Annotated in this window: 23 protein-coding genes, 2 tRNA genes and 1 other annotated feature (1 of these 26 only partly in view); of the genes, 3 read left to right on the plus strand and 22 right to left on the minus strand. The window is 49.0% G+C overall.

Features of this window, described 5'->3' with window-relative positions; translation table 11 throughout:
• Window positions 1–134: a binding site (T-box leader), on the minus strand; it reaches 86 nt to the left of the window's first position.
• A 163-nt stretch (window positions 135–297) separates the two neighbouring features.
• A complete protein-coding gene (locus tag K6T23_RS15440) occupies window positions 298–486 on the plus strand; it encodes a hypothetical protein (RefSeq protein WP_048006254.1) in 189 nt (62 codons plus the stop codon).
• A gap of 33 nt (window positions 487–519) precedes the next feature.
• Here K6T23_RS15440 and ysxE read toward each other — a convergent pair whose 3' ends face one another.
• Together ysxE and spoVID are read right to left on the minus strand one after the other, a co-directional pair.
• On the minus strand, window positions 520–1551 hold the full coding sequence (gene ysxE, locus K6T23_RS15445; RefSeq protein ID WP_056535071.1) for a spore coat protein YsxE: 1032 nt from the start codon (window positions 1549–1551) through the stop codon (window positions 520–522).
• 76 nt (window positions 1552–1627) lie between these two features.
• Window positions 1628–2812, minus strand: a complete 1185-nt coding sequence (gene spoVID / locus K6T23_RS15450) for a stage VI sporulation protein D (RefSeq protein WP_056535069.1) — start codon at window positions 2810–2812, stop codon at window positions 1628–1630.
• Between the two features lie 348 nt (window positions 2813–3160).
• On the opposite strand from spoVID, the gene K6T23_RS15455 reads away from it, so the two are divergent.
• Window positions 3161–3433, plus strand: coding sequence for a DUF4306 domain-containing protein (locus K6T23_RS15455; RefSeq protein ID WP_273546625.1), 273 nt, complete (start codon window positions 3161–3163; stop codon window positions 3431–3433).
• 135 nt (window positions 3434–3568) lie between these two features.
• Here K6T23_RS15455 and K6T23_RS15460 read toward each other — a convergent pair whose 3' ends face one another.
• The 7 genes from K6T23_RS15460 to hemA form a co-directional block, all read right to left on the minus strand.
• On the minus strand, window positions 3569–4228 hold the full coding sequence (locus K6T23_RS15460) for a peroxiredoxin (RefSeq protein WP_238281654.1): 660 nt from the start codon (window positions 4226–4228) through the stop codon (window positions 3569–3571).
• 414 nt (window positions 4229–4642) lie between these two features.
• Window positions 4643–5935: a glutamate-1-semialdehyde 2,1-aminomutase gene (gene hemL, locus K6T23_RS15465; RefSeq protein ID WP_238281656.1), complete on the minus strand. Its 1293-nt coding sequence runs from the start codon at window positions 5933–5935 to the stop codon at window positions 4643–4645.
• Between the two features lie 22 nt (window positions 5936–5957).
• A complete protein-coding gene (hemB, locus tag K6T23_RS15470) occupies window positions 5958–6938 on the minus strand; it encodes a porphobilinogen synthase (RefSeq protein ID WP_238281658.1) in 981 nt (326 codons plus the stop codon).
• Window positions 6939–6960: 22 nt separating this feature from the next.
• Window positions 6961–7746: a uroporphyrinogen-III synthase gene (locus K6T23_RS15475; protein WP_079516499.1), complete on the minus strand. Its 786-nt coding sequence runs from the start codon at window positions 7744–7746 to the stop codon at window positions 6961–6963.
• Window positions 7746–8678, minus strand: coding sequence for a hydroxymethylbilane synthase (gene hemC / locus K6T23_RS15480; protein WP_238281660.1), 933 nt, complete (start codon window positions 8676–8678; stop codon window positions 7746–7748). Before hemC ends, K6T23_RS15475 begins: the two co-directional genes overlap by 1 nt.
• Before the next feature lie 18 nt (window positions 8679–8696).
• Window positions 8697–9530: a cytochrome c biogenesis protein CcsA gene (gene ccsA / locus K6T23_RS15485; protein ID WP_048006263.1), complete on the minus strand. Its 834-nt coding sequence runs from the start codon at window positions 9528–9530 to the stop codon at window positions 8697–8699.
• A 15-nt stretch (window positions 9531–9545) separates the two neighbouring features.
• Window positions 9546–10898, minus strand: a complete 1353-nt coding sequence (gene hemA, locus K6T23_RS15490) for a glutamyl-tRNA reductase (protein WP_238281662.1) — start codon at window positions 10896–10898, stop codon at window positions 9546–9548.
• A gap of 303 nt (window positions 10899–11201) precedes the next feature.
• On the opposite strand from hemA, the gene K6T23_RS15495 reads away from it, so the two are divergent.
• Complete coding sequence (locus K6T23_RS15495; RefSeq protein WP_056535050.1) at window positions 11202–11687, plus strand: LiaI-LiaF-like domain-containing protein; 486 nt, start codon at window positions 11202–11204, stop codon at window positions 11685–11687.
• 517 nt (window positions 11688–12204) lie between these two features.
• Here K6T23_RS15495 and K6T23_RS15500 read toward each other — a convergent pair.
• The 13 genes from K6T23_RS15500 to K6T23_RS15560 all read right to left on the minus strand — a co-directional run bounded on the left by K6T23_RS15500 (window position 12205) and on the right by K6T23_RS15560 (window position 25739).
• Window positions 12205–12939 (minus strand): amino acid ABC transporter ATP-binding protein, encoded by a 735-nt coding sequence (locus K6T23_RS15500; RefSeq protein ID WP_079516503.1) that lies wholly within the window; start codon window positions 12937–12939, stop codon window positions 12205–12207.
• 12 nt (window positions 12940–12951) lie between these two features.
• Complete coding sequence (locus K6T23_RS15505; RefSeq protein ID WP_048006267.1) at window positions 12952–13599, minus strand: amino acid ABC transporter permease; 648 nt, start codon at window positions 13597–13599, stop codon at window positions 12952–12954.
• A 72-nt stretch (window positions 13600–13671) separates the two neighbouring features.
• A complete protein-coding gene (locus tag K6T23_RS15510) occupies window positions 13672–14406 on the minus strand; it encodes a transporter substrate-binding domain-containing protein (RefSeq protein WP_156450663.1) in 735 nt (244 codons plus the stop codon).
• 431 nt (window positions 14407–14837) lie between these two features.
• A complete protein-coding gene (gene yihA / locus K6T23_RS15515; RefSeq protein ID WP_048006270.1) occupies window positions 14838–15422 on the minus strand; it encodes a ribosome biogenesis GTP-binding protein YihA/YsxC in 585 nt (194 codons plus the stop codon).
• Window positions 15419–17743, minus strand: coding sequence for an endopeptidase La (lon, locus tag K6T23_RS15520; RefSeq protein WP_238281663.1), 2325 nt, complete (start codon window positions 17741–17743; stop codon window positions 15419–15421). The genes yihA and lon overlap by 4 nt, the downstream gene beginning before the upstream one ends.
• A 132-nt stretch (window positions 17744–17875) precedes the next feature.
• Entirely contained in the window at window positions 17876–19519 is a 1644-nt protein-coding gene (gene lonB / locus K6T23_RS15525; protein WP_056535040.1) for an ATP-dependent protease LonB, read from the minus strand.
• Between the two features lie 149 nt (window positions 19520–19668).
• Window positions 19669–20940, minus strand: a complete 1272-nt coding sequence (gene clpX, locus K6T23_RS15530; protein ID WP_056535038.1) for an ATP-dependent protease ATP-binding subunit ClpX — start codon at window positions 20938–20940, stop codon at window positions 19669–19671.
• Window positions 20941–21314: 374 nt separating this feature from the next.
• A complete protein-coding gene (tig, locus tag K6T23_RS15535; RefSeq protein ID WP_056535036.1) occupies window positions 21315–22601 on the minus strand; it encodes a trigger factor in 1287 nt (428 codons plus the stop codon).
• A 157-nt stretch (window positions 22602–22758) separates the two neighbouring features.
• Window positions 22759–23748 (minus strand): tetratricopeptide repeat protein, encoded by a 990-nt coding sequence (locus tag K6T23_RS15540; RefSeq protein ID WP_238281665.1) that lies wholly within the window; start codon window positions 23746–23748, stop codon window positions 22759–22761.
• 162 nt (window positions 23749–23910) lie between these two features.
• Window positions 23911–23987: transfer RNA gene (locus K6T23_RS15545), tRNA-Arg, on the minus strand.
• A gap of 135 nt (window positions 23988–24122) precedes the next feature.
• The gene (locus tag K6T23_RS15550; RefSeq protein WP_238281667.1) at window positions 24123–24791 is read right to left on the minus strand and encodes a hypothetical protein; all 669 of its coding nucleotides are present in this window, start codon (window positions 24789–24791) and stop codon (window positions 24123–24125) included.
• Window positions 24792–25022: 231 nt separating this feature from the next.
• A tRNA-Arg gene (locus K6T23_RS15555) sits at window positions 25023–25096 on the minus strand.
• A gap of 139 nt (window positions 25097–25235) precedes the next feature.
• On the minus strand, window positions 25236–25739 hold the full coding sequence (locus tag K6T23_RS15560; protein ID WP_238281669.1) for a metallophosphoesterase: 504 nt from the start codon (window positions 25737–25739) through the stop codon (window positions 25236–25238).
• Window positions 25740–25747: the final 8 nt, after the last annotated feature.

Raw genomic sequence — 25747 nt, forward strand, 5'->3', positions numbered from 1 at the left:
CGGTTCCCACTACTAAAAGTTCACGGGAACTGCTCTCAGGCGACATTCCATTGTCTTGGCATGGAAGACTCTCAGCTTATGCCTCCCTCTCTGAATGCCAGGTTCAACGTACTCTTCCTGTTCATTGCATTTACATGTTATATAGTTATTTATTATAGTATAAGATTTGATTCAGGTTCGTCAATCATTATCGCCCATTTCGCCGTAAAATATTCATCAGAAGGCCCGTCTGACACCATTTCCCTCCCCCTTCATAGGATAAAGTAGTGAAATCACCCAGGAAAGAGAGTGACCGGTATGAAGAAATTCAGCTCCCATACCCAGCCCCCCTGGCTGAGGAACACCCGCGCCATATGTAAGCAATTCATCGTCCCCTTCACCATATTCCAAGGGATACGGACGATCCTGATCCCATCCACGTTCGACGTCCTTTTACTGACCCTCTTCCTTGCGATAGCCGCTGCCATCTATTTCGACTGGATATAAAAACAAAGCCCCGGATCCTGTCCGGGGCGTTTCTTATGAAGAGGATGCTTCTTCTGCTTCTTTTTTCTGCCGTTCCATTTCATCCAGCCGCATGACCACGTACTCTGTATTTTTCAGAAGCCAATAGTGACGCTGAAGCTTCTTCAGTGATTTGCGCTCATTGCGTTTATGCTTCGGGGTATGGAAATATTTCTCCACCACGGCGATCACGGAGCTCGGATAGGCAAGATAGCTCATGAACAGCTGTCGCTCCTCATTCCGGACGGCAAAATGATGAAAATAGGTCGTGAGCCATTCCACGCATTCTTCATAATACTTCGGATACGTCTTCAGCGTCCTTGACAGGAACGGGAGGAGGTCATGGAAGGGGGAGGCGACCTTGGACTGCTCGAAGTTGTGAAAATACCCCATCCCCCTGTCATCATATAGGAAGTGCTCGGAAGACACCTTCCCGTGGGTGATGACCGTCCGAACTTTCTCGAGCTCCTTCGTTTCCTCATACCACTCATCAAGCATCTTTCTCGAAAACTTCAACGCCTGCGACGCATCTTTATAATACATACAGTAATGGTATTGAAACGGCGACATATATGTGACCCGCTCACATGTATCGATATACTCATCGAGGAACTGCTGTTCTTTCTCCCATCGTGTGGTAAGCAACTCGTAGTGGGATTCCCTCTCTTCTTTATCGATCTTCACGTCTTGGGAGGAGAGGGTATGAAGGCGGGCAAGCTCCCTGAACAGCTTCTGATGCTTCTCGAAGCGGTCTTCCCTGTCCTGATTGATGAGCCAGGGCATCACGTAGAACAGACTGCCTTCATTCCACACCGCATAGCGGCCGTCAAGCGTAGGATAAATCGGCACGATGCGGTTATAGCCCCTTTGGAAAAGGGTCTGGATGTTGCGGACGAAATCCACCCCGTTTTGAGGAGAGAGTTTTTTGACGGCAAGAGTCCCTTTATTCGAAAACACCTTGGAGATCTTACCGAAGCTCTCGACAAAATAAGGTTCGACGCCATATGGCTGGAGTACGGGCCTCAATGCTTCCAGGGGTTGTTCCATGTTAATCACCTTCTGCCTGTATACTCTAAAAAAGCCGGACCAACCCTAACGCGTCAGTCCGGCTTCCCTTGCACCCTTACCTAAAAGCGGGCTCCTCAGGCGGGATATACAGCACTTGACCGCCGTACACGTCCTGATTGGCCTCAAGCTGATTCACCCTCAGCAGCTGCGGGATCGTCAGTTCATACTTCTCTGCGATGGAATCAAGGGTATCCCCATCCTGGACGATGCATACCCGAAGCGTGGCACCCCGCTCCTCTTCCTTCCGGGCAAAGAAATCCGTAAGGGAGATCGATTCATATTTCTTCTTCTTGCCTTTGGTTTTTTTCGCCGCTTCGACCTCGGAGCTTGAAGAAGATTCCTCCTCTTCCTCTTCTTCTGCCTCCATGACCTCTTGGACGGGAAGTTGAACCGGAGGCTGGACCGACTCCTGCGCGTAGTGCTGATAAGACTGATCCTCTGAGGATTCACTGAGCTCGTGCTCCGGGAGTTCAAACACCTTCTCGCTTCTCATCGCTTCGGGTTCAGGGAACGATTCATACTGGATCTGGACCGGGATTTCTTCCTCTTCAGGCGTGACCCTTCCTTCAAGAACGAAAGGTTCCGTTTCCTCCTGCTCCTCCTCATCTTCCACTTCATCATAGACAGGAGAGAGGGAGAAAACATCATATTCTTCTTCCCGAGGAGGCTCCTCAACGTAATCAGGTACGACCGTCTCCATCGTCACATCCGCTGCTTCTTCCGCCTCCACTTCTTCCATTGTGTCGACGGCACGGTACATCGGTTCATACAGCTCTTCTTCGACAGGCGTCTGCACCTGCTGTTCACCGAAGATCCCTGTGATGGTCAGGTCGGCATTCAGCCTGATGCAGGCATTTTCAGGCACGGCATAATCGAATGCTTCCACATATACATCGATGTCTTCCAGATTCTCGATCCGGTTTTTCGGGATCGTTACATCCACCGGGAAACAATGAATGAACTCGAGCTCCCCTTTCTCACGGCTTTCCACCATCTGGACGTACTTTCCACTCGCCTCCAGGATTTCATCCACCTCATAGGCTTCATCATCATCCCTCACCGAGGACGGAAGGTATTCACCGGATAGATCCAGGCTACCTCTGATGAGGATATACTGCTCTTGTTCTTGTATCGTTATATGTGGATCTAAGGAGATGGATAATAACTCTTCAACTTCCTGTCCTTTTTTAAACCAAATTGATTCTTCCAGGGAAAATCGTAGACTCGATTGCTGCGACAAAGAAATTCCTCCTTTCATTAAGCAAAGAAATAACAAACAATGCCATTATCACTATATGGGCTTCCCTGAAAGAATATGATACTGTTTGTGAAGTTCCGGAAATTCCGAAAGCTCCTTTTCATAAATACTGATTGCACGGTAGAGGTTCAAGAGGAAATGGCATTTGTGCTTTTCTTTGAGATGACGCCAAGTGAAGTCATTTGTCCCTATTCTCGCTGCAAGACACTCCATCCATGCAGAAAAAAGCAGATTGCACCTCCCATTAAATAATGGTAAATTTAAACAAAAGAATGAAAGTTTGAGCGGAGGATCTTTTTGAATAAACCATTCTTATTTTTTCAGTTGATATTGTCATTGGGGATTTTTTCATACACCTTTTTCACCTTCGGCTGGGCAGCGAGTTACTTGATGCTGGAGGACAATTGGAGTGAAATGCTCATATTCAGCAAAGACGCCATGACCCCACAGGATATTTCCGAACTTGATAAACTGATCTACGGGTTCCAGCATGCCCCACTGGTAGTGACAATTCTGATGATGGTAAGTTTCTTGTATGCACTCTTCCTGATCGTCATAATCCTCAGGCGAATCCTTCTCACTAAGTATCAATCCACAAATTAAGCATCATGACGGTCCCGCATCCAATGTGACTCACCACCATATATCCCATGTAACCAAACCGTTCAAGGATTGTGGCATGAGGAATGAATTTTACATAAAAAATAACCGCCCGCGCCATGCGGACGGTACTTTTCACTACAGCGATTTTTTAGAAATATACCAGTCTATATACTCGATCCCCTCTTCATTCGCACGTTCTGCGGCCTCCTCCTGTGTCTCAGGTGGAGAGACCACGACTTTGTCACCCGGCTCCCAGTCGGCAGGGGTTGATACACCATGTTCATCCGTCGCCTGCAGGGCTTGGACGAGACGCACGATTTCCTTCATATTGCGTCCTGTAGTGAGAGGGTAATAGATGATGGAGCGAATCGTCTGACTGCTGTCGATCACGAAGACTGCCCGGCTCGTCTCGACCTGGCTCTCCCCAGGCATGATCATGCCATATTTCATGGCTACCTCCCTGTCCAGATCGGCAATGATGGGAAATTCGATGGTTATATCGAAGTTTTCCTCAATGCTTCTGATCCAAGCAATATGGGACGATACACTATCCACGCTAAGCCCCAACAGGTCGGTATCCATCTTTTGCAGTTCAGGGTAAATCTCCTGGAATGCGACGAACTCTGTCGTGCATACAGGGGTAAAGTCCGAGGGATGAGAAAACAATACCACCCACCTCCCCCTGTAATCAGACAAGCTGACGTTCCCCCTGCTCGTGGCGGCCGTGAATCCAGGTGCATCGTCACCGATACGCGGCATGGTATATTCCTGAGTTTCTGTAGAGCTTCCTTCCATTGTATCTGCCTCCCTATCTTCTGATTACAAGTACTGTACCACCTCACACATGGCATCAATCGCCATCGCCAGAAAATGGAACGAAAGTAGGATGAAACCTGCTTCAATCAAAAATAGGGTGCGAAAAAAGGGACCATTTCAATACGAATACCAATCCGTATAGATTTTTTATCCCGCTTATGATTTCCGTTCAAAACTTCACTTTTCGCAGGTAGCCCTTGAGCCTCCTCGGCATGCCTGCGGGGAGCCACTCTTCCCGCAGAAATCTTCGTCTTGCACTCCAATCAACCGCTGGATCCATTGAAATGGTCAAGTGCATGAACCAAATAAAAAACCCGAACGATTTTGCCTGATCGCAAAATCGTTCGGGTTAATCTATGACTGAAACACGGTTGTCCCAGACTCTTTACTGACTTACTTTTGTTGAATCTTCTTGAAAGCCGCTTCTGCCGCTTCAAGGGTCTTGTCGATATCCTCGTCACTGTGTGCAGTAGACAAGAATAATCCTTCGAACTGAGAAGGCGGGAGGAAGACACCATTGTGGGCCATCTCACGATAATAGTTCGAGAACATCTCAAGATCGGATGACTTGGCTCCTTCATAATTGGACACTTCTTCATCGGTGAAGAACAATCCGATCATGGAGCCGGCGCGATTGATCGTATGAGGGATATCATATTTCTCAGCAAGACGGCTCAACCCATCTTGAAGTCGATCGGCAATGCGTCCGAATTCCTCATAGCTCTCAGGTGTGAGCTGCTTCAATGTCTCAAGTCCAGCTGTCATGGCAAGAGGGTTTCCGGAAAGCGTACCCGCCTGATAGATCGGACCGCTAGGAGCGATTTGCTCCATGATTTCCGCTTTACCACCGTACGCACCGACTGGAAGACCTCCACCGATGACTTTACCAAGGCAAGTCAAGTCAGGTGTGACGCCAAAATACCCTTGTGCACAGTTGTATCCGACACGGAACCCGGTCATGACCTCATCGAAGATCAAAAGGGAGCCGTACTGCTCTGTTACTTCCCTGAGTCCTTCAAGGAAACCGGGTTTCGGAGGGACAACCCCCATATTCCCGGCAACAGGTTCCACGATCACGCCGGCGATGTCATCACCGAACTGTTTGAACGCATAGCGGATGCTGTCAAGGTCGTTATACGGAACGGTGATGGTATTCTTCGCAATCCCTTCAGGAACACCAGGACTGTCTGGAAGACCGAGTGTGGCGACACCGGACCCCGCTTTGATAAGGAGGGAATCGCCATGGCCGTGATAGCAGCCTTCAAACTTCAGGATCTTATTGCGTCCGGTGTACCCGCGTGCGAGGCGGAGGGCACTCATGGTCGCCTCCGTACCCGAAGAAACCATCCGGACGACTTCGATACTCGGGACACGCTCGATGACGAGGTTCGCCAGTTCGTTTTCGATCTCGGTAGGTGCACCGAAGCTAGTTCCATTTTCGGCTACCTTCTTGATTGCTTCCACTACGCGGTCGTTAGCGTGTCCAAGGATCAGCGGTCCCCAGGAAAGGACATAATCGATGTAGTCATTCCCATCGATATCGTAGATTTTGGAGCCCTTACCACGTTCCATGAAAATGGGATCCATGTCAACGGATTTAAATGCACGTACCGGACTGTTCACTCCGCCCGGCATCAATTTTAATGCCTCCTGAAAGGCTTGCTTTGATTTTTCATACGATCGCATCGTTCCATTCCTCCCGTTCCAATTAAGATTCAGATAACCATCTTGCTGCGTCTTTGGCATGATAGGTGACGATCAAGTCGGCTCCTGCGCGCTTCATGCTCACCAATTTCTCCATGACGATGCCTTTCTCGTCGATCCAGCCGTTTTGTGCGGCCGCTTTGACCATGCTGTATTCACCACTCACGTTATAGGCGACAACAGGGGCATTGAAGCGATCCTTCACATCACGCATGATATCAAGATACGAAAGGGCAGGTTTAACGATAAGGAAATCGGCACCTTCCTCTATATCCGACTGCGCTTCCCGTAATGCTTCCAGGCGATTCGCCGGATCCATCTGATACGTCCTGCGGTCTCCGAATTGAGGAGTTGAATGGGCAGCATCACGGAACGGACCGTAGAAGCTGGATGAATATTTCACGGCATAGGACATGATGGGAACATCGGTGAAGCCCGCTTCATCGAGACCGTGACGGATCGCTGCTACAAATCCGTCCATCATATTGGACGGTGCAATGATATCGGCACCCGCTTCTGCCTGGCTGACAGCCGTTTTCGCAAGCAGGTCAAGAGTCGGATCATTAAGGATCTTCCCGCCTTCGACGATGCCGCAGTGACCGTGGCTCGTGTATTGGCACAGGCATGTATCTGCAACCACCACGATTTCCGGGTAGCGCTCCTTCACGAACCGGGTCGCCTGCTGGACGATGCCGTGATCATGGTAGGCCTGTGAGCCCACTTCATCTTTTTCGGCAGGGACGCCGAAGAGGATGATGGATTTGATACCAAGGGAGACGATCTCGTCCATTTCGGCTTGGAGATTGTCCAAGGATATATGATAGACATCCGGCATGGAAGGGACAAGACGGCGGATGTTCTCCCCTTCTACAACGAATAGTGGGTAGATAAGATCTTCTTTCCGCAAATGCGTCTCCCTCACAAGCGCACGCATGTTTTCGGTTTGACGCAGGCGGCGGTGACGATTGAATTGTAATTCAGACATAGTGTAACCCTCCTAAAGGAAATCAGTCGTGCTGTTGGATATAGGTTTTAATGGCTTCTACCATTTCATTTACAGTATAAACCTTTGGGCTGATTTTTACATGTAATCCGTACTGTTCGGCCGTTTCTTTTGTGATCGGACCGATACAGGCCATGGGGACGCCCTCGATGAAATGCCCGAGGGAATGGGATTTGACCACCTTCATGAAGTGATGGACGGTGGACGAGCTTGTGAATGTGATGATATCCGCTTCCTTCCGTTCAAGGACATGTTTAAGGATATCACCGCTCTCCTCGGGAAGCACCGTCTCATAGACGATCCATTCGTGACACGTCATTCCGGAACGATTCAGCTCCTCGCTGATCACGTTCCGGGCGAGGTTGCCTTTTGGCACAAGGACCTTGGCATTCCCGTCCATCGCTTGAATGAACTCACTGGCGAAGGCATCACCCGTGTATTCCGTTGGAATGAAATCAATCGGGATTCCCCGTTTTTCACAATAATAGGCGGTCTTCTCCCCGACAGCTGCACATCTCACTTCCAAAGCCGACAGGGAGACACCCATGCGGTCCATCGCCTCCAGGAAGAAATGAACCCCGTTCTTACTTGTGAAGAGAATCCAATCGTATGTATGTAGGGAACCCCCCCATTCTTTCTCCGAGGGATCGATCCGGGCTTCGAACTTCAAGAGGGGCACCACAACCGGGATGCCCCCTTCCGCTTGAATCCTTGAAGCCGTTTCACTGGCCCCGGACTGACCGCGGGTGATGAGGACCTTTACACCATCTAAAGGCTTACCCCCGCTCATTACTGGTCAAGCTCCTCTTTCACCTGGTCGATCAGCGCCTTGGCACCTTGATTCGTCAAACTTTCAGCCACTGCCTCACCAAGCTCCTCTGGGTCATGGCCGACAATGTACTCCTTGTAGATCGTCTGCCCATCTGGTGAAGCTACAAGACCGGTGAGAGCGATGGATCCGTCGGGCTTTTCTTCCGCAAAACCGGCGATCGGAACCTGGCACCCGCCTTCCATCTTATGAAGGAACGCACGCTCTGCCGTGACCGTCCTGGTCGTTTCCCCGCAGGCAAACTGCTCGAGGAGCGCCAAGAGCTCTGAATCACTCTCTCTGCACTCGATGGACAATGCCCCTTGGCCAACAGCCGGAAGGCAAAGATCGGGATCGAGGAACTCTGTTACCACGTCCCTGGTCCACCCCATGCGTGATAGTCCGGCCGCTGCCAGGATGATGGCATCATATCCATCTGTTTCGAGCTTTGAGAGGCGTGTGTCGATATTCCCACGGATCCATTTGATTTCAAGGTCCGGTCTGACGGAAAGAAGCTGGGCTCCGCGGCGAAGGCTGCTTGTCCCAATAATGGATCCGGACGGCATATCCTTCAGGCGCACATGATTTTTGCTGATGAAGGCGTCGCGGAAATCCTCACGCTCCGGGATGCATCCGATGGTCAGTCCTTCCGGTAGGACCGCAGGCATATCTTTCATACTGTGAACGGCCATGTCGATCTCACCGTCGAGCATCGCCTGCTCGATTTCCTTAACGAAAAGACCTTTTCCCCCGACTTTAGATAGGGTGACATCAAGGATGCGGTCTCCCTTTGTGACGATTTCCTTCAGCTCGAAATCGAATGAAGGATCGAGTGCCTTCAGTTGGTCGATCACCCAATTGGACTGGGTGAGTGCTAGTTTACTACGTCTAGAGCCTACAATGATTTTTCTCATAATGACCTCCCCAAAAACTTAAGAATACCAGAAATGGAATGATGACAGTCTGCTTCCCAGGAAGAAGTTGATCAAGATAATCAGGAAGGCTGCCACATTCAGGAGTGCTAGGTTCTTGCCGAATACATTTTTCTTCAGTCGCAGATAGAGGAAGATCCCGTATAGAATGAGGAGGATGAATGAGCCGATGATTTTCGGATCATACCAGACAAAGTCCGGAAGCCGTATATATGCCCACTGCAGCCCCAAGATGAGACTGAGGAGGAGCATGGCCACCCCGATGGCATTCAGTATGTACGAAAACATCTCAAGCCTCGACAGATCCGTGATCCTCCAAAGCCGCTGCCCCCACTTCTTCTCCTTCAGCAATTTGAACTGCAAAAGGTAAAGGAGGGAAAAGACGAATGACAGGGAAAACGCTCCATAAGAGAGGATCGCCATCGTAATATGGATGAGGAGCAGTTCCGATACCAGCTGCTCCGCCATGGCCTGAGATTCGATCTGCACGGGTGCGAACGTATGGATCGCCATGATGATGAATCCTAGGATATTGGTAAAGAAGACGATGAAATCGACGCGGAGGAACCGGTTGATCACCAGCGACAGGGTGATCAGGATCCATGCGTAGAAATATAACCCCTCAAATATCGTAAGGACCGGAAATCTTCCTGTGTCCATCATATAGAGAAATAAAAAAATTGTTTGAAGGACCCAAACAATCGCAAGGAGCCAGAAGGCCACTGTGTTGGCCTTCCGGTTTTTGTTTAAAAAATCGATGAAGTAAAAAAGAATGCTAATGGCATAAAGGACGATCATCAGTTCATGCAGTCTGGTCATCGTTTGTTCAAACATAGACTCCAACCCTCCTTAAAATTGAAAAGAAGGTTGCGGTGATAGCGAGTGACTGCTCTCATTCTTTTCTTCCGACTCTTTGGCCTGTTTCTGTTGGAGCACCTGCTCTTTGATGTTGAAGATATCGATGAACAGATCCAGTTTTTCTGATGCGTCAGATTTCCCGGCGAATTCCTTCGCCTGGAGGATCGGATCCTTCAGCAGCTGGTTGATGATGCTCTTTGTATGCTTATTGAGCACCTTGCGCTCACGGTCGGTAAGATTCGGCATCTTGCGCTCGATGCTGACCATCGTTTCGGCCTGGATCGACAGGGCTTTCTGACGAAGAGCGGATATGACCGGAACGACGCCCAGCATATTGAGCCACTCTTTGAAAGCGAGGATTTCCCCTTCGATCATGATTTCAATCTCCTCGGCGGCTTTTTGACGCTCGGCCAGATTGGCTTCGACGATGTCTTCGAGGTCATCGATATCATAGAGGAAGACGCTCTCGAGTTCCGCAATGGACGGATCGAGATCACGAGGCACGGCGATGTCCACCATGAAGAGGGGACGGCCTTTCCTCATGCGCTCCACATGGGCCATTGTTTCCTTCGAAAGGACAAAATCCTTCGATCCGGTAGAACTGATCAGAATATCGGCTTCAACGAGGGAGCATTGGAGCTCCTGCAGCGTCTTCGCCTGTCCATCGATCTTACCGGCAAGTGCTTCGGCTTTTTCGAACGTGCGGTTGATGATGGTGATCTGTGTTGCACCGCTTCCCTGAAGGTTCTTGATGGCCAGTTCCCCCATCTTTCCTGCACCTAGGACAAGGACGTTCTTTTTGTTGAGGCTGCCGAATACTTTCTTGGCAAGCTCGACGGCCGCATAGCTGACGGATACGGCGTTGGACCCGATCTCGGTTTCGGCATGGCCTTTTTTCCCGAGAGTGACGGCCTGTTTGAATAGATGATTGAAGACCGTACCGGTCGCTCCCGCCTCTTGTGCAAGAAGGAAGCTTGAGCGGACCTGCCCAAGAATCTGCGTTTCACCGAGAACCATGGAGTTGAGGCCGGTAGCCACCTTGAAGAGATGTTCCACCGCTCCCTCCTGTTCATAAATGAACAAATAAGGGGAGAATTCCTCTTTATCTATATCAAACCATTTGGATAAGAAATCTTTAATATAATAGCGGCCTGTATGAAGCTGATCGACCACCGCATATACTTCCGTGCGGTTGCATGTGGAAACAATCACATTTTCCAGGATGCTTTTTTTCTCCTTCAGCGCCTTCATGGCCGAAGCAAGATCAGTTTCATTAAAAGATAGTCGTTCACGAATCTCTACAGGGGCCGTTTTATAATTTAAACCAACTACGATTGTATGCATAAGTGCGTGACACCCCCAAATTAAAATCATTCTTATTATAACATGTCCTACTGCATCACTCAGGATAAAATGTGAACAGAAAATGAATCCTATGTTTGCCATGGAAAGCTGATTGCTTGAAACTTACCCATGGTTTGATTTACTGTATAATTGGGTTCTTCTTTCAATCTGAAAGCATTTACATTCCGTTGCAAAAAAGACGGACTTTCGACAAGTCCCACCTATGTAGAGTATCAAATCACACTATAAGAATCAAGTGAGTGAATCACGAAAAACAGTCATTCCATAAGACGGAGGAACCATATGAAGCAACAACGGATCTTCCCCGGAGTCATCCTCCTGGGATTCGGTGCCTACTTCTATCTTCAACAGGCGCATATCATCTTATTCAGCGAATTTTTCACCTGGCCGACCCTGCTCATGATTGTAGGCATCGCCTTTCTGGCTCAAGGGTATGTCGGGAAGGACCATGAAGCGATCCTCCCTGGGACCATCCTCGTTGGATTCGGCCTGCACTTCCATCTCGTCAACCGGATGCCCGTCTGGCCGGATCACATGGGCGTATTCGTCCTGATCCTCGCCCTCGGCTTCCTTCTGCGCTATCAGAAGACGGGCACAGGCATGTTCCAGGGAGGGCTATTCCTCATCCTGTCGATCCTCATGCTGTTCTCAGATCGAACAGCCGGTTGGTTCGGCTTCCTTGGAGGAAAGGTCGGTTCCATCGTCAGCCTGTGGCCGTTCGTCCTCATCCTCATAGGGGCGTTCCTTCTCTTCTTCAAGAGGAAGTAAGCGTACGTACATAAACACGATCCGTGTAGATCCGTTATGCCGCTCATGATTACCGTGCAAGACTACACTTACCGTGGGTTAGCACGTGAGCCTCTTCGGCAGGCCACATCAGCTCCTCCCCGCAGGGGTCTTCGTCTTTTACGCCAGTCCACCGCAGGAAACGTGGTCATGAAACAATGAAAAGAGGATGAGACAAAACTAAAAGAGGCCCCTTTAATGCCGAACCCAATCAGTATAGGATCTTAATACCGCTCATGATCTCCGTGCAAGACTTCGCTTTCCGCGGGTAGCCCGTGAGCCTCCTCGGCACGCCTGCGGGGTCTCACATCAGCTACTCTTCCCGCAGGAGTCTTCGTCTTGCACTCCGATCAACCGCTGGAAACGATGTAATTTATAAACGAATTTAAAACCCGAATCATTTGCTTTATCGTAGGCAAATGATTCGGGTTTTACTATGACTAAAACATGTTTGTCTCAGCCTCTATACTATGACTAGCGTTATTCTCCCAGCATTCTCTTATAATACCGCATCAAGGAATGCCTTTGTCCTCTCCTCTTTAGGTGAACCGAACATTTCCTCGGGATGCCCGACTTCGACGATCCGTCCGTCGTGCATGTAGACGACCCAGTCGGCCACCTCCCTTGCGAATCCCATCTCATGAGTGACGACAATCATCGTCATCCCCTCGTGGGCAAGCTGCTTCATCGTGGCCAGAACCTCGCCGACCAATTCGGGATCAAGAGCAGAGGTGGGTTCATCGAACAGCATGATATCAGGCTTCATGGCGAGGGCCCTCGCAATGGCCACACGCTGTTTCTGCCCTCCGGAGAGCTTCGATGGATAAACCCCTTCCTTATCGGCAAGTCCGACTTTTTTTAAAAGTTCCTTTGCTGACTTCCTTGCTTTGTCACGGTCCATCCTTTTCACATGGACTGGTGCTTCCATGACATTCTCAAGGACCGTTTTATGGGGGAACAGATGGAAGTGCTGAAAAACCATCCCCACTTTCTCACGGATCTTGTTCAAATCATGCGTCTTCTGATCGATGTCGTCACCCTCAATGACGACTCTCCCCCCATCCTTCAGTTCAAGGAAGTTGAGGCAGCGCAGCAGTGTACTCTTACCTGATCCGCTTGCTCCGATGAGACAGACGACGTCGCTTTCATTCACGCTCATATCAATATCTTTCAAAACATGGAGATCACCGAACGATTTATTCAATTTCTCCACCTTGATCATCTCTTTACTCATGAGTATCCCCCCTTAATCACTTACCGATAGTCGTTTCTCAATGATGTTGACAATGATTGTAAACACGAATACTAGTACAAGGTAGTAAATCGCGACAACAAGCAGGTACGTCATATAATCGAAATTATTGGAGCCGAGCGTCGTCGCTACGCTGAATAGTTCGTACATACCGATGAATGAAGCTAGAGATGAGTCCTTCACGGCGATGATGAACTGATTCCCGAGTGGCGGGAGGGCCCGTTTGAACGCCTGCGGGAGGATGATCCTCCTCATGGTCAGGCTCATGGACATCCCGAGGGAACGCCCTGCCTCCATCTGGCCGCGATCCACCGACTGGATCGATCCCCTGAAGATCTCTGCGATATACGCCCCGTTGTGGAACGCAAGCCCCAGTGCAACCGCCCAGAAGCTCGGAAGGTTGATTGAGGTGAGGCCATAGTAGAAGATGAAGATTTGGACGATCAATGGGGTCCCCCGGACGACGAAAATATATAAGTCCGCGATATACTGGAGGATTTTCACAGGTGAAATCTTTAAAAAGGCGAAAAACAACCCGATGACGATGGCAATGAGTACCGCGATGGCGGTGAGCTGAAATGTGAGCAGCATCCCCTTCAGGAAGATGGGGTATGTGTCGATTACGATCTTCAAAAAATCCATATGCTTTCCTCCCGGCTGTTTCATTTAAAAGACGGATGCGCATGAACTGCGCATCCGTCCCACGCTTACGCTTTACTCACTTGGATCTGTCGTAATATCTGAGTCAAAATATTTTTCACTGATTTTCTTCAGCGTTCCATCGTCCCTCAGTTTTTCGAGGGCGGCATTGATCTCTTTCAAGAGCTTGGGATTATCCTTACTCACGGCGATAGCCTGTTCACTCCGTCCGAGGAGCTCCTTCGCATCCAGCTTCATTCCAGCCGAAATCGCTTCCTTACCGGTGACAAAGTCCGTTATGACAGCATCATGCTTGCCCTTGCTCAATGCTTCCAGTGCGACGACATCACTATCGTACTGCGGTATATTATCAGTGACGGCTTCTGCTTCCTTGGCGTAGGATGAACCTTTGGAAACCGCGATTTCTTTTCCTTTCAGATCGTCGAGCGTTTCGACGTCACTATCAGGCCTCACGAAAATCTGTGGCCCGGAATAATAATACGGTGTCGAGAAGTCGACTTCTTTGGCACGATCCTCCGTGATGGTGTGTGAAGCGACTGCTGCATCGAATCGTCCGGATTTTACGCCTTCCACGATCCCGGCGAATTTAAATTTCTTCTGATCAGGTTTAAGTCCCAGCTCCTTGGCGACGGCTTCCGCCACGTCGATGTCGAAGCCTTCCATCTTCCCTTCGCTATTCGTATAGCTGAAAGGCTTGAATTCACCAGATGCAGAGAAGGTGAAGGTATCCGCTTTTACGAGGTCGGCCCCGCCTTCGGTTGTTGCCTTTGAACCACATGCCGTGAGCATCACGGCGAGTGCAATGAAAAGCGTCAGTCTTGTCCAAATTTTCACGTGTATACGTCCCCCTCTTTTTTTCACTACTCTGAATAATTGTATCAACAATAAATAATATTCACAAAATTCAAATATCATGATATCATTCCATTTTTTACCCTATACTAACTTGAGATAAACCCACCTTCTGTAAAGACAAGTATCCGCCCGGATCCTTTAGGATGCTTTATATCCCTCGCCCCCATTAGTGCTTATTGCCTCTCTCGGGATTGAAAGTGGAGCTATTATACTAGGACATTTAGATGGATGTCGTATCCCTTTCATATATTTGAGCAATTATGTAAAAAACGCCTGGGTATCAGGCGATTACACCTTCTACTCAAGCGCTTCAAATAAAACTCTAAAAAAAAGCGATCCGGGATCAAATCCGGACCGCTTTCGATTTACTTATATCGTGCTCTGATGGCATCCCATGCCGTATCTTTCCCGAGTCCTGTTTCAGAAGAGAAGAGGACGCATTCGTCGCCTTCTTCCATCTTCAACGTATCACGGGTGATTTTGAGATGCTTCTGCCACTTGCCCTTAGGGATTTTGTCGGCCTTGGTGGCGACGATGATGCAAGGGATTTCGTAGTGCTTGAGGAATCCGTACATCATGACGTCATCATTGGTCGGCGGATGCCTGAGGTCGACGATGAGGAGGACGGCCTTGAGTTGATCTCGGGACGTGATATACGTTTCGATCATCTTGCCCCAGGCTTCCCTCTCCTTCTTCGATACCTTCGCGAATCCATATCCGGGAACATCCACATAGTAGAGGGTCTCTTCGATTTTATAGAAATTCAACGTTTGGGTTTTACCCGGCTTCGATGAGATCCTCGCCATGCTTTTGCGGCCGATCATCTTGTTGATGAAAGAGGACTTCCCGACGTTGGAACGCCCCGCCAGGGCAAACTCCGGAAGATCACCTTCCGGGTACTGCTCTGGCCTGACGGCACTGATCACTAGCTCAACTTGATTTACTTTCACTTCTTTTCACCTACTAATGCTTTCTCTAACACTTGATCGATATGGGAAACGAGGATGAAGGTCAATTCTTCACGGACGCTTTCCGGTATATCGTCGATATCTTTTTCATTGTCCTTCGGCAGGATCACGGTCTTGATCCCGGCACGGTGTGCGCTGAGGGTTTTTTCTTTGAGTCCACCAATCGGGAGGACCCTCCCCCTCAAGGTCATTTCCCCGGTCATGCCGACTTCGCGGTCCACATACTTACCCGTGAGGGCCGATACCAATGCCGTCGTGATCGTGATGCCGGCAGAGGGTCCATCCTTCGGCACGGCGCCTTCAGGAACATGGATATGAATGTCGTACTTCTCATGGAATTTTTCATCGATTCCAAGGGTTTTCGTATTCGAACGGACGAAGCTGAAGGCCGTCTGGGCCGACTCCTTCATCACATCTCCAAGCTTCCCTGTGAGGACAAGCTTGCCTTTACCTGGTGCCAGGGAGACTTCGATCTGAAGCGTGTCTCCACCTACAGAGGTGTACGCAAGTCCGGTGGATACGCCCACCTGATTCTCAAGCTCCGCCTGACCGTAGCGGAATTTTTTCTTGCCGAGGAATTCCTCGATGTTCTTGGACGTGATCGTCACGCGTTTCTTGCTTCCGGAGACGATGATCTTCGCCGCTTTTCGGCAGATGGCCGCAAGCTGACGCTCAAGGCTCCTGACGCCCGCTTCACGCGTGTAGTAACGGACGATATCCACGAATGCCTCATCCTTAAGCTGCAGCTTGGATTTCGTCAGTCCATGGTCACTGAGCTGCTTCGGCAATAGATGATGTTTGGCGATATTCACTTTCTCTATCTCAGTATAACCTGCAATCGTGATGATTTCCATACGATCGCGAAGTGGTCCCGGAATCGTGGAAAGATCATTGGCAGTTGCAATGAACATGACCTTGGAAAGATCATAGGTTTCTTCTATATAATGATCACTGAAATTGGCGTTCTGTTCAGGGTCCAGCACCTCTAGCATAGCACTGGATGGATCCCCACGGAAATCACTGCTCATCTTGTCGATTTCATCAAGAAGGAAGACAGGATTCACCGTTCCGGCTTTCTTCATGCCGCGGATGATCCGGCCCGGCATGGCTCCGACGTACGTACGGCGATGACCACGGATCTCTGATTCATCACGCACGCCACCAAGGGATACCCGGACGAAATTGCGCCCGAGGGATTCGGCCACAGACCTGGCGAGACTGGTTTTACCGACGCCAGGAGGGCCTGCAAGACAAAGGATCGGTCCTTTCAGGGAGCGTGTGAGCTGCTGGACGGCAAGGTACTCAAGGACACGCTCTTTCACTTTTTCCAGTCCGTAATGATCCCGGTCGAGGATCATTTCAGAACGGTTGATATTGAGCTGGTCTTCTGTTTCCTTCGTCCATGGAAGGGAAACGAGCCATTCAATGTAGTTGCGGATGACGGAGCTTTCAGCAGAGCTAGAAGGCACCTTTTCATAGCGCGCAAGCTCCTTCAAAGCAGTCGCTTCAATGTCTTCCGGCATGCCTGCTTCTTCGATCTTCATCGTAAGGTCTTCCACTTCGCCGGTCTTGCCTTCCTTATCACCGAGCTCCTTCTGGATTGCCTTCATCTGCTCGCGCAGATAGTATTCCTTCTGAGTCCGTTCCATGGAGCGTTTGACGCGCTGGCCGATCTTTTTCTCCAATGAAAGGACTTCCTTCTCATTGTTGATGATCTCGATCACCATCTGCAGGCGCTCTTTGATATCCTGTGTTTCGAGGATATGCTGCTTCTCTTTGATCTTCAAAGGCAGATGGGATGCGATGATGTCCGCAAGCCTGCCCGGTTCTTCGATATCCGCTACAGTGGAATAGGTTTCAGCGGATACTTTTTTTGAAAGCTTTATGTATTGTTCGAAATAGTTCAGCAACGTCCTCATCAGGGCATCGAGTTCAGAATCCTTTTGCTCGGAGTCACTGTATTCATCCACTTCCACTTCATAGAAGCCCTGGTCATTGGAATAGGAAGAGATCGTCCCGCGGTTGAGTCCTTCCACAAGGACGCGGATCGTTCCGTTCGGAAGCTTCAGCATCTGCTTCACCTTCGTAAGGGTCCCCATCTCGTAAAAATCATCTTGGGTCGGTTCGTCTATATCAGAATCCTTTTGAGTGGTCAAAAAGATCATATGATCATCCATCATGGCCTTTTCCAAAGCCTGCACCGAGCGCTCACGCCCGACATCCAAGTGCAGGACCATCGTCGGGTAAACCAACAGGCCTCTTAATGGGAGGAGGGGAACTGTTCGTTTTGTTTGATTTGCCATATCTTACACCTCCGGATTTATGCTCTAAGCCTTTGTACAATTCTATCTTATTTACTAGGTAGTGTCTATTAAATTGGACTTGCCGGATGTACTGAGGAAAAGCCGATCGGGAATCACCCGGATCGGCCATACTTACATGCTTTTCTTGTTTTTTGCATCGTCCATGACGTCTTTGACAAGGGCCAGCTCGATCACTTCTTTGAACTCTTTGACGGGAATCACTTCGATGCCACCCACTTCATGAAGGAGGGACTGTTCGTTTTCGTGTGGAATGATGACGAGATCCGCCCCTGCCGCCTTGGCTCCTTTGATCTTCGGATACACCCCACCGACGGGTTTCACCTTCCCGTGAATGCTGATTTCACCCGTAAGTGCGATGTTATGCCTGACGGGAAGCCTGTAGATCGCCGAGTAGATGCCGAGTGCCATGGCGATACCTGCCGAAGGTCCGTCCACCGGGACTCCACCTGGGAAATTCACGTGGATATCGTATTGGTCTGCCGGGACCCCCATGGATCGCAGGACGGTGATGACGTTCTCGATCGATCCTTTGGCCATGCTTTTCCGGCGGATCGATTTGCCTTTATCACCGATGCTCTCTTCTTCCACAATCCCCGTTACATTGACCCCGCCCTTTTCCGCCGCCGGGATGACGGTGACTTCGATTTCAAGCAGGGACCCCGAATTCGGACCTGTCACGGCGAGGCCGTTGACGAGGCCGACTGTCGCCTCCCTGTTGATTTTCTTCTCATGCCTCGGGGACATCTGAGTCGATTGAATGATCCATTCCAATTCATGATCGGCAATATGATCGCGATTTTCCGTGATGGCAAGACCGGCCGCGATCTGAACCAGATTCACAGCTTCACGGCCATTCCTTGCATAGGACGCAAGGATCTCCAACCCTTCCTTGCTCACGGAAATATTCACCTTTTTGGCTGCCCTTGCACAGATTTCTTTCACTTCTTCCCTCTCAAGCTCACGGAAGAATACTTCCATGCAGCGGGAACGGATCGCCGGTGGAATTTCATTCGGCGTCCTCGTCGTGGCCCCGACTAAACGGAAATCTGCCGGGAGGCCGTTTTTGAAAATATCGTGGATGTGACTAGGGATCTGATGATTTTCTTCATTATAATATGCACTCTCAAGATAAACCCTGCGGTCTTCCAGAACTTTTAATAACTTATTCATTTGAATCGGGTGTAATTCTCCGATTTCATCAATGAAGAGTACGCCACCATGGGCATTGGTCACCGCCCCCTGCTTCGGCTGCGGGATTCCGGCCTGTCCCATGGCACCCGCCCCCTGATAAATGGGGTCATGAACCGATCCGATCAGGGGATCCGCAATGCCACGCTCATCGAATCGTGCGGTCGTCGCATCAAGCTCTACAAATACAGCCGAGGTCATGAACGGGGATTTCATGTTCTTCTTCGCTTCTTCCAATACAAGTCGCGCAGCTGCCGTCTTCCCGACCCCTGGAGGACCGTAGATGATCACATGCTGTGGATTCGGGCTGCACAGTGCTGCCTTCAGGGACTTGATCCCATCCTCCTGACCGACGATATCGTCGAAGCTTGCCGGGCGAACCCTTTCAGAAAGGGGTTCGGAGAGGGAAATCGAGCGCATCTTCCTCAGCTCCTCCATCTCCTTCTTCGATTCCCGGTCGATGGATACTTTTTGAGTTCGTTGGTTCTTCAGGAGATTCCAGAAATACAGTCCGATGATGATGCCGAAAAAAAGCTGGATAAACAGCGCGATACTTGTAAAGCTCATATAGTCATCCTCCAGTTGGTTCAAGTTGTTACGGGTTAGTATCTCCCCGTCCGTTTGGGAATAACCATAAAATTTGGAGGAGGCAGCGTTGCAGAATCACGAAAAAAGCCGGTAATCCCCTGGGGTGATTACCGGCTTTTGGAATACGATTATGCGGATGTTTTTTCTTCATTCGGATCAATGATCGTGCCATCTTCGAGCATCAGATGAGGAGCTGCATCCTCAAGGATGGTTTCCTTCGTGATGATGCATTTTTTGATGTCATCACGGGACGGAAGTTCGAACATGACGTCGAGCATCATGGTTTCAATGATGGAACGCAGTCCACGGGCACCTGTTTTACGTTCGATCGCTTTTTTCGCGATTTCGAATAGGGCCTCTTCAGTGAAATCAAGCTCTACATCGTCCAGCTCAAGCATTTTTTGGTACTGCTTCACAAGAGCATTCTTCGGCTTGGTCAAGATCTCAACCAACGCTTCCTCATCAAGAGGAGTAAGGCTTGAGATGACCGGAAGACGGCCGATGAACTCTGGGATCAGACCAAAACGGAGAAGATCTTCCGGAACGACTTTGGCAAGGAGGGATTTATCCTCTTTTACTTCAGCGGTCTTCGGATCAGATCCGAACCCGATGACTTTTTGGCCAAGACGGCGTTTGATGATCTGTTCGATTCCATCGAATGCCCCACCACAGATGAAGAGAACATTGGACGTATCGATCTGGATGAATTCCTGGTGAGGATGCTTACGTCCACCTTGTGGCGGAACGCTTGCAACGGTTCCTTCAAGGATCTTCAAGAGAGCCTGCTGCACACCTTCACCCGATACATCACGCGTGATGGACGGATTTTCGGATTTACGGGCCACTTTATCGATTTCATCGATATAGATGATTCCTTTTTCCGCTTTTTCCACATCATAATCCGCAGCTTGGATCAGCTTCAATAGGATGTTTTCAACATCTTCCCCTACATAACCGGCTTCGGTGAGGGACGTTGCATCCGCGATGGCAAATGGAACGTTCAAGATGCGTGCAAGAGTCTGAGCAAGAAGCGTCTTACCGCTACCTGTCGGACCGATCATGGCAATATTACTTTTGGATAGTTCCACGTCATCCACTTTGCTGTTTGAATTGATCCGTTTGTAGTGATTATAAACGGCTACAGCAAGGGATTTCTTCGCTTGATCCTGTCCAATGACGTATTCGTCAAGGATTTCACGGATCTCACGTGGTTTCGGAACATCCTTGAATTCCACTTCTTCTTCTGTACCGAGCTCTTCTTCCACGATTTCCGTGCAAAGCTCGATGCATTCGTCACAAATATATACGCCCGGTCCAGCTACCAGCTTACGGACCTGGTCTTGTGTTTTACCGCAAAAAGAACATTTCAACTGCCCTTTTTCATCGTTGAATTTAAACAATGACGTTCACCCCTTCGTTTGAGCTTAGTAAAAATCGTAATGTTCCATCACACGAACGATTTCCTGCTTTCCAATTACCATGAGTTATGTATTGCATTCTATCACATTATATGTCCGTAACGAAATTGATACGATTCTTATCAATCATCTTATTATGTATTGAGGATTTTAGCAAATTATTTACATAGCCGGAAGCGGGAAGATCGAAACGGGATGAAGGATTTTTTTAACCCCTGCTTCTTAAGGTTTATCCAAAACCGGGGGTTCTTATTCTTCATAGAGATATTTCCCCGAAGAGCCGCTCGTCTAAACTTCCTAAAAGAGGGTAGAAAACAAGGCGCACTGAGCGCCTTGTCCCTACTATCATATAATGATTATGCTACTGTTTTGCTGTTGTCTACAAGGAATTCCAATGCTTTGCGCACTTTAAGGTCTGCTTTCAACGTATCAAGTCCGCCAAGGGCCTGCTTGATGTTGTCAGCTGACATGTTGTACTGCTCAGCCATTTTGTTCACTTCTTCTTCAGCTTCTTCGTCTGTCACTTCAAGATTTTCTGCTGCGGCGATCGCTTCAAGCGTAAGGTTTGTGCGAACGCGTTTTCCAGCATCTTCTTTCATTTGACCGCGAAGATCTTCTTCTGATTGACCAGAGAATTGGAAGTAAAGCTCAAGGGTCATGCCTTGCATTTGAAGACGTTGACCGAATTCTTGCATCATGCGGTCCACTTCAGCGTCAACCATGACGTCCGGGATTTCCACTTCAGCATTTTCAGAGGCTTTTTCTACCAGTGCTTCACGTACTGCTGTTTCCGCTTCAGTCTTTTTAGACTCTTTCAGGCGGTTTTCGATTTTTTCTTTCAGTTCAGCAAGTGATTCCACTTCTTCGTCTGCATCTTTAGCGAACTCATCATCAAGTGCTGGAAGTTCTTTCGCTTTGATTTCGTGGATTTTCACTTTGAATGTAGCTGCTTTACCAGCAAGCTCTGCCGCATGGTATTCTTCAGGGAAGCTTACCTCAACGTCTTTTTCTTCGCCTGCTGCAACGCCTACAAGCTGCTCTTCGAAGCCTGGGATGAACTGACCTGAACCAAGTTCAAGTGAGTAGTTATCCGCTTGGCCGCCTTCGAATGCTTCACCGTCAACGAATCCTTCGAAATCCATTGTTACTGTGTCGCCTTCTTCAGCTTTGCCTTCTTCTTTCACAACAAGCTCAGCTTGTTTTTCTTGAAGGGAAGTAAGTTCAGCTTCTACATCTTCAGCTGTTACTTCGTCGTCCACTTTTTCTACTTCAAGACCTTTGTAATCGCCAAGCTTCACTTCAGGTTTCACTTGAACTTTCGCTGTGAAGACAAGGTCTTTTCCTTTTTCCATTTGCTCTACGTCGATTTCTGGACGGTCGATTGGCTCGATTCCAGTTTCTTCGATCGCATTAGCATATGCTTCAGGAAGGATGATATCCAAAGCATCTTGATAAAGAGATTCTACGCCGAAACGTTTTTCGAACATGCCACGTGGCATTTTACCTTTACGGAATCCTGGTACGTTTACTTGTTTCACAACTTTTTTGAATGCTGCGTCAAGTCCTTCGTTCACTTTAGCTGCTTCTACTTCAATTGTAAGAACACCTTGGTTCCCTTCTTGCTTTTCCCATTTTGCAGACATACAGTTCCCTCCAACAATCTATAATTGATTTTTATTTTACGCATAGTAGTAGATAGTCCCGATTGAATCTAGCACTATCATCGTAATTATATGAAAGACTTTTACATTACAACCACTACATTATAACATACAGCTTCTGTCTTTCAAGAAGTAGCACTTAAATATTCGGTGAAGAAATTTCTTCAAGTTCGTGAATGAAAGCAAGGATCGTTTTGCTCTCTCCTTCATCCATCTTGTCCTGCAGATCCTTCTCCAAGTCTTCATCCCCGAGGATGCCTGCCGCATAGTGACCATAGGCCAGGGCGATGTCATCGGGATCCCATTCCATGTCGAAGGGATAGAGAAGGAAGGCATGGCGCTTCAGCACTTCTTCTGCATGCCGGATCAAGGACGGGCTGTCCTGAAGGAGGAGTTCCTCCAGTGAAAGGACGGCTTCACGGAATGCGTCCGAGGTGAAAACCTCCGGAAGGTTCTCCGGCACCACGACTCCTTCCCTTCCAAGCTTTTTCACGAGGATCTCACTTGCTACCCCATGCTCCCTCAAGACATTCACGATCATGGTCTGGACGAAGGGATGCATGTCTTCATCCTGCAGGCTGTTTTCGAGTTCCTGCCTGTACGGCCTGATATTCCGCTGGACCAATCCAGCTGTGATAATGATTTGTTCTTCAAGGCTTTTTCCTTCGAGAAGGGGCGATCCATGGGCTTCTTCCTCCGCTTCTTCCACCGGTGCATTCAACATCTTCTCGCTGAACTGAAGGAGCTTTCTGAAATGCTCTTCCTTCTCAAACGGGACTTCCTTTTCATCAAAGAGGGCATGGAGTGTATCCACCACATCCTGATGCTCATGCAGCTGGATGAGGATCATGAGGTACATGTCGACCGTTTCGAAGTAATCACCGACACCTTCAAGGAGCATCTCCCGGCAGATTCCCTGCGCCTCCTCATACTCCTTGCACTCATAGAGGGCTAGGACGAGGGCCGTGCTGATTTCGGGATTCAACGATTCAAGCTCGTAGGCCTGTGAAAGAAGATCGCATGCTGCATGCGCATCCCCCTCCTCCAAGGCTTCGACCCCTTTTTCGAATAATCGGTCCTTCAGACCGGGAAAGGCAATCACCTTCCCGAACTCATCTTGATTTGTCATAATTCGTACCTGCCTAACACTAGAATTGCTTTAAGTGTAGCATGATTGCTGTTGGAGCACAAAATGGCGGCTGAAACTCCCTTTTTGATAAATAAAAAATACCCCGCCGATGGGCGGGGTACGTAACGAATGCAGTCATCCGACTGCAGTATGTATGATAGATGGCGTCCCAGGCGAGATTCGAACTCACGACCTACAGCTTAGGAGGCTGTCGCTCTATCCTGCTGAGCTACTGGGACAGCTTTCGTTTCAAGCAGTGCAAGTAATAGAATACCCCAGAACAGAGTGGAATTCAAGGATTTTTTCTTCTTTCAATCTATTTTTTTGTGATTCAGTCAAAATTGGTCATAAAAAAACCCCATCAGCATGAGGGTTCACTCGACCGGCGTCAGGATCGTGGGCATGGTGGATTCGATGATGTCACCTTCATCGGCAAAGAAGATATGCTCGGAAACCCCGTAGTCCGATCCGAGGATCTGATTGACCTTAAGATCACCAAAGCTACTGTAAACAACGAAGTTACCACTTTGCCCGGCTGCACTGGCAGAATACCTCAAAGCCTTTACATCCTTGCCGACGATGAAGGTACCGGAAGGCAGCGTGACGGGAGCGGCATCAAGCTTCTTGATTTCGCCTTTCTTTGACTTGATGTCTTTATCCAAACCGGCGATTTTGGTTTTCTTCTCTTTAATCTGGTCATCCAGGGCCTGCGCTTCCTTCTTAAGAGAATCGATTTCTCCCGCTTTTTTATTCGCTTCATCGATCATGGAAGCTGCCTCCGCTGCCTCTTCCTTCTTTTCACTCAGAGACGACATCACACGTTCAAGCTCATCTGTTTGAGTGGACAGCTCTCCCTCTACCCTTTCCAATTCCCCTGATTTCCCTTCAAGGGAAGAAAGGATTTCATCATACGATTTCTTCACGCCGTCCACTTCCGTTTGTGCACTACTGTATCCTATCCATGCACAAAGCGACATAAGAACAAGGACGCTCACGACTCCCACCCAGACCTGCCACTTCTTGATCCACCCGAAACCCTTCACCCTCGCTTCCCCCTCCACTCCGGCCATACGAAACGGTACGAATGGCACGGCTGATGGAACTAGTATATTGGGAGGACCCTGACCGTATTCACATATTCTTCTAGGGGGACGGCAGATCGATAAGCAAACCAGCTCTTCCTGTTAAAGATATCTTTGTTGCATCCACAGAAAACCAGATAGACAACAAAAAAACATCCTGTGTTGAAGATTCAACACAGGATGTTTGTCGTACGTCCCAGGAGAGATTCGAACTCCCGACCGACGCCTTAGAAGGGCGTTGCTCTATCCAGCTGAGCTACTGGGACATGTGCATTATGTAAGCGTCCGTGTTTCTTAAGGACATTTATTATTATATTCGTATATCAAAGGAAAGTCAACGGTTTTTCAAAAAAACTTCGGGTATTCATTTGGAGTAAAAAGGAGCCTGCATGGCAGGCCCTCCCTTTACATGTCGAATTCGATTTCTTCGACGAGTTCGTGTTTTTCCGACAGGAATTTCACGTGGATCTTGTGCTTCGTTGTTTCGATGAGGGCGTACGTTTTCTCGTGCCTTCCCCTTGGCAGGAGGATGCTGCCTGGATTCAGGAAAAGGATCCCGTCCATCAGCTCCGCCCCCAGTTCATGGGAATGACCGAAGAAGACCATATCGGCTCCCAGTTCTTCCGCTTTGTACTTCAGCTTCATCAATGACATCTTAATTCCGTATAAATGCCCGTGGGTCACGAGGATCCGCTTGCCGTCCCCTTCCTCAAGATGAGTCTCGGGATATCGTTGATCCATGTCGCAGTTGCCGCGGACCACTTTGAAGTGGTCCAGGACTTCATCATCCGCCCGCAGTTCGGAATCCCCGCAGTGGATCATGACGTCCATCTTTCCCGCATACATTCTGGACAGGTCGGTCAGTTCTTCCTTGGACCCGTGGCTATCGCTTACAACTAAAATGTTCATCTACTCAC

It is taken from the genome of Rossellomorea marisflavi (genome assembly GCF_022170785.1).
Lineage (GTDB): Bacteria > Bacillota > Bacilli > Bacillales > Bacillaceae_B > Rossellomorea > Rossellomorea marisflavi_B.

What these genes read in the sequence shown, in the direction of transcription:
- K6T23_RS15440 (WP_048006254.1), top strand. Translation starts at nt 298, where the DNA reads ATGAAGAAATTCAGCTCCCATACCCAGCCCCCCTGGCTGAGGAACACC.
- ysxE (WP_056535071.1), bottom strand. Translation starts at nt 1,551, where the DNA reads ATGGAACAACCCCTGGAAGCATTGAGGCCCGTACTCCAGCCATATGGC.
- K6T23_RS15460 (WP_238281654.1), bottom strand. Translation starts at nt 4,228, where the DNA reads ATGGAAGGAAGCTCTACAGAAACTCAGGAATATACCATGCCGCGTATC.
- hemL (WP_238281656.1), bottom strand. Translation starts at nt 5,935, where the DNA reads ATGCGATCGTATGAAAAATCAAAGCAAGCCTTTCAGGAGGCATTAAAA.
- hemB (WP_238281658.1), bottom strand. Translation starts at nt 6,938, where the DNA reads ATGTCTGAATTACAATTCAATCGTCACCGCCGCCTGCGTCAAACCGAA.
- K6T23_RS15475 (WP_079516499.1), bottom strand. Translation starts at nt 7,746, where the DNA reads ATGAGCGGGGGTAAGCCTTTAGATGGTGTAAAGGTCCTCATCACCCGC.
- hemC (WP_238281660.1), bottom strand. Translation starts at nt 8,678, where the DNA reads ATGAGAAAAATCATTGTAGGCTCTAGACGTAGTAAACTAGCACTCACC.
- ccsA (WP_048006263.1), bottom strand. Translation starts at nt 9,530, where the DNA reads ATGTTTGAACAAACGATGACCAGACTGCATGAACTGATGATCGTCCTT.
- hemA (WP_238281662.1), bottom strand. Translation starts at nt 10,898, where the DNA reads ATGCATACAATCGTAGTTGGTTTAAATTATAAAACGGCCCCTGTAGAG.
- K6T23_RS15495 (WP_056535050.1), top strand. Translation starts at nt 11,202, where the DNA reads ATGAAGCAACAACGGATCTTCCCCGGAGTCATCCTCCTGGGATTCGGT.
- K6T23_RS15500 (WP_079516503.1), bottom strand. Translation starts at nt 12,939, where the DNA reads ATGAGTAAAGAGATGATCAAGGTGGAGAAATTGAATAAATCGTTCGGT.
- K6T23_RS15505 (WP_048006267.1), bottom strand. Translation starts at nt 13,599, where the DNA reads ATGGATTTTTTGAAGATCGTAATCGACACATACCCCATCTTCCTGAAG.
- K6T23_RS15510 (WP_156450663.1), bottom strand. Translation starts at nt 14,406, where the DNA reads ATGCTCACGGCATGTGGTTCAAAGGCAACAACCGAAGGCGGGGCCGAC.
- lon (WP_238281663.1), bottom strand. Translation starts at nt 17,743, where the DNA reads ATGGCAAATCAAACAAAACGAACAGTTCCCCTCCTCCCATTAAGAGGC.
- lonB (WP_056535040.1), bottom strand. Translation starts at nt 19,519, where the DNA reads ATGAGCTTTACAAGTATCGCGCTGTTTATCCAGCTTTTTTTCGGCATC.
- tig (WP_056535036.1), bottom strand. Translation starts at nt 22,601, where the DNA reads ATGTCTGCAAAATGGGAAAAGCAAGAAGGGAACCAAGGTGTTCTTACA.
- K6T23_RS15540 (WP_238281665.1), bottom strand. Translation starts at nt 23,748, where the DNA reads ATGACAAATCAAGATGAGTTCGGGAAGGTGATTGCCTTTCCCGGTCTG.
- K6T23_RS15560 (WP_238281669.1), bottom strand. Translation starts at nt 25,739, where the DNA reads ATGAACATTTTAGTTGTAAGCGATAGCCACGGGTCCAAGGAAGAACTG.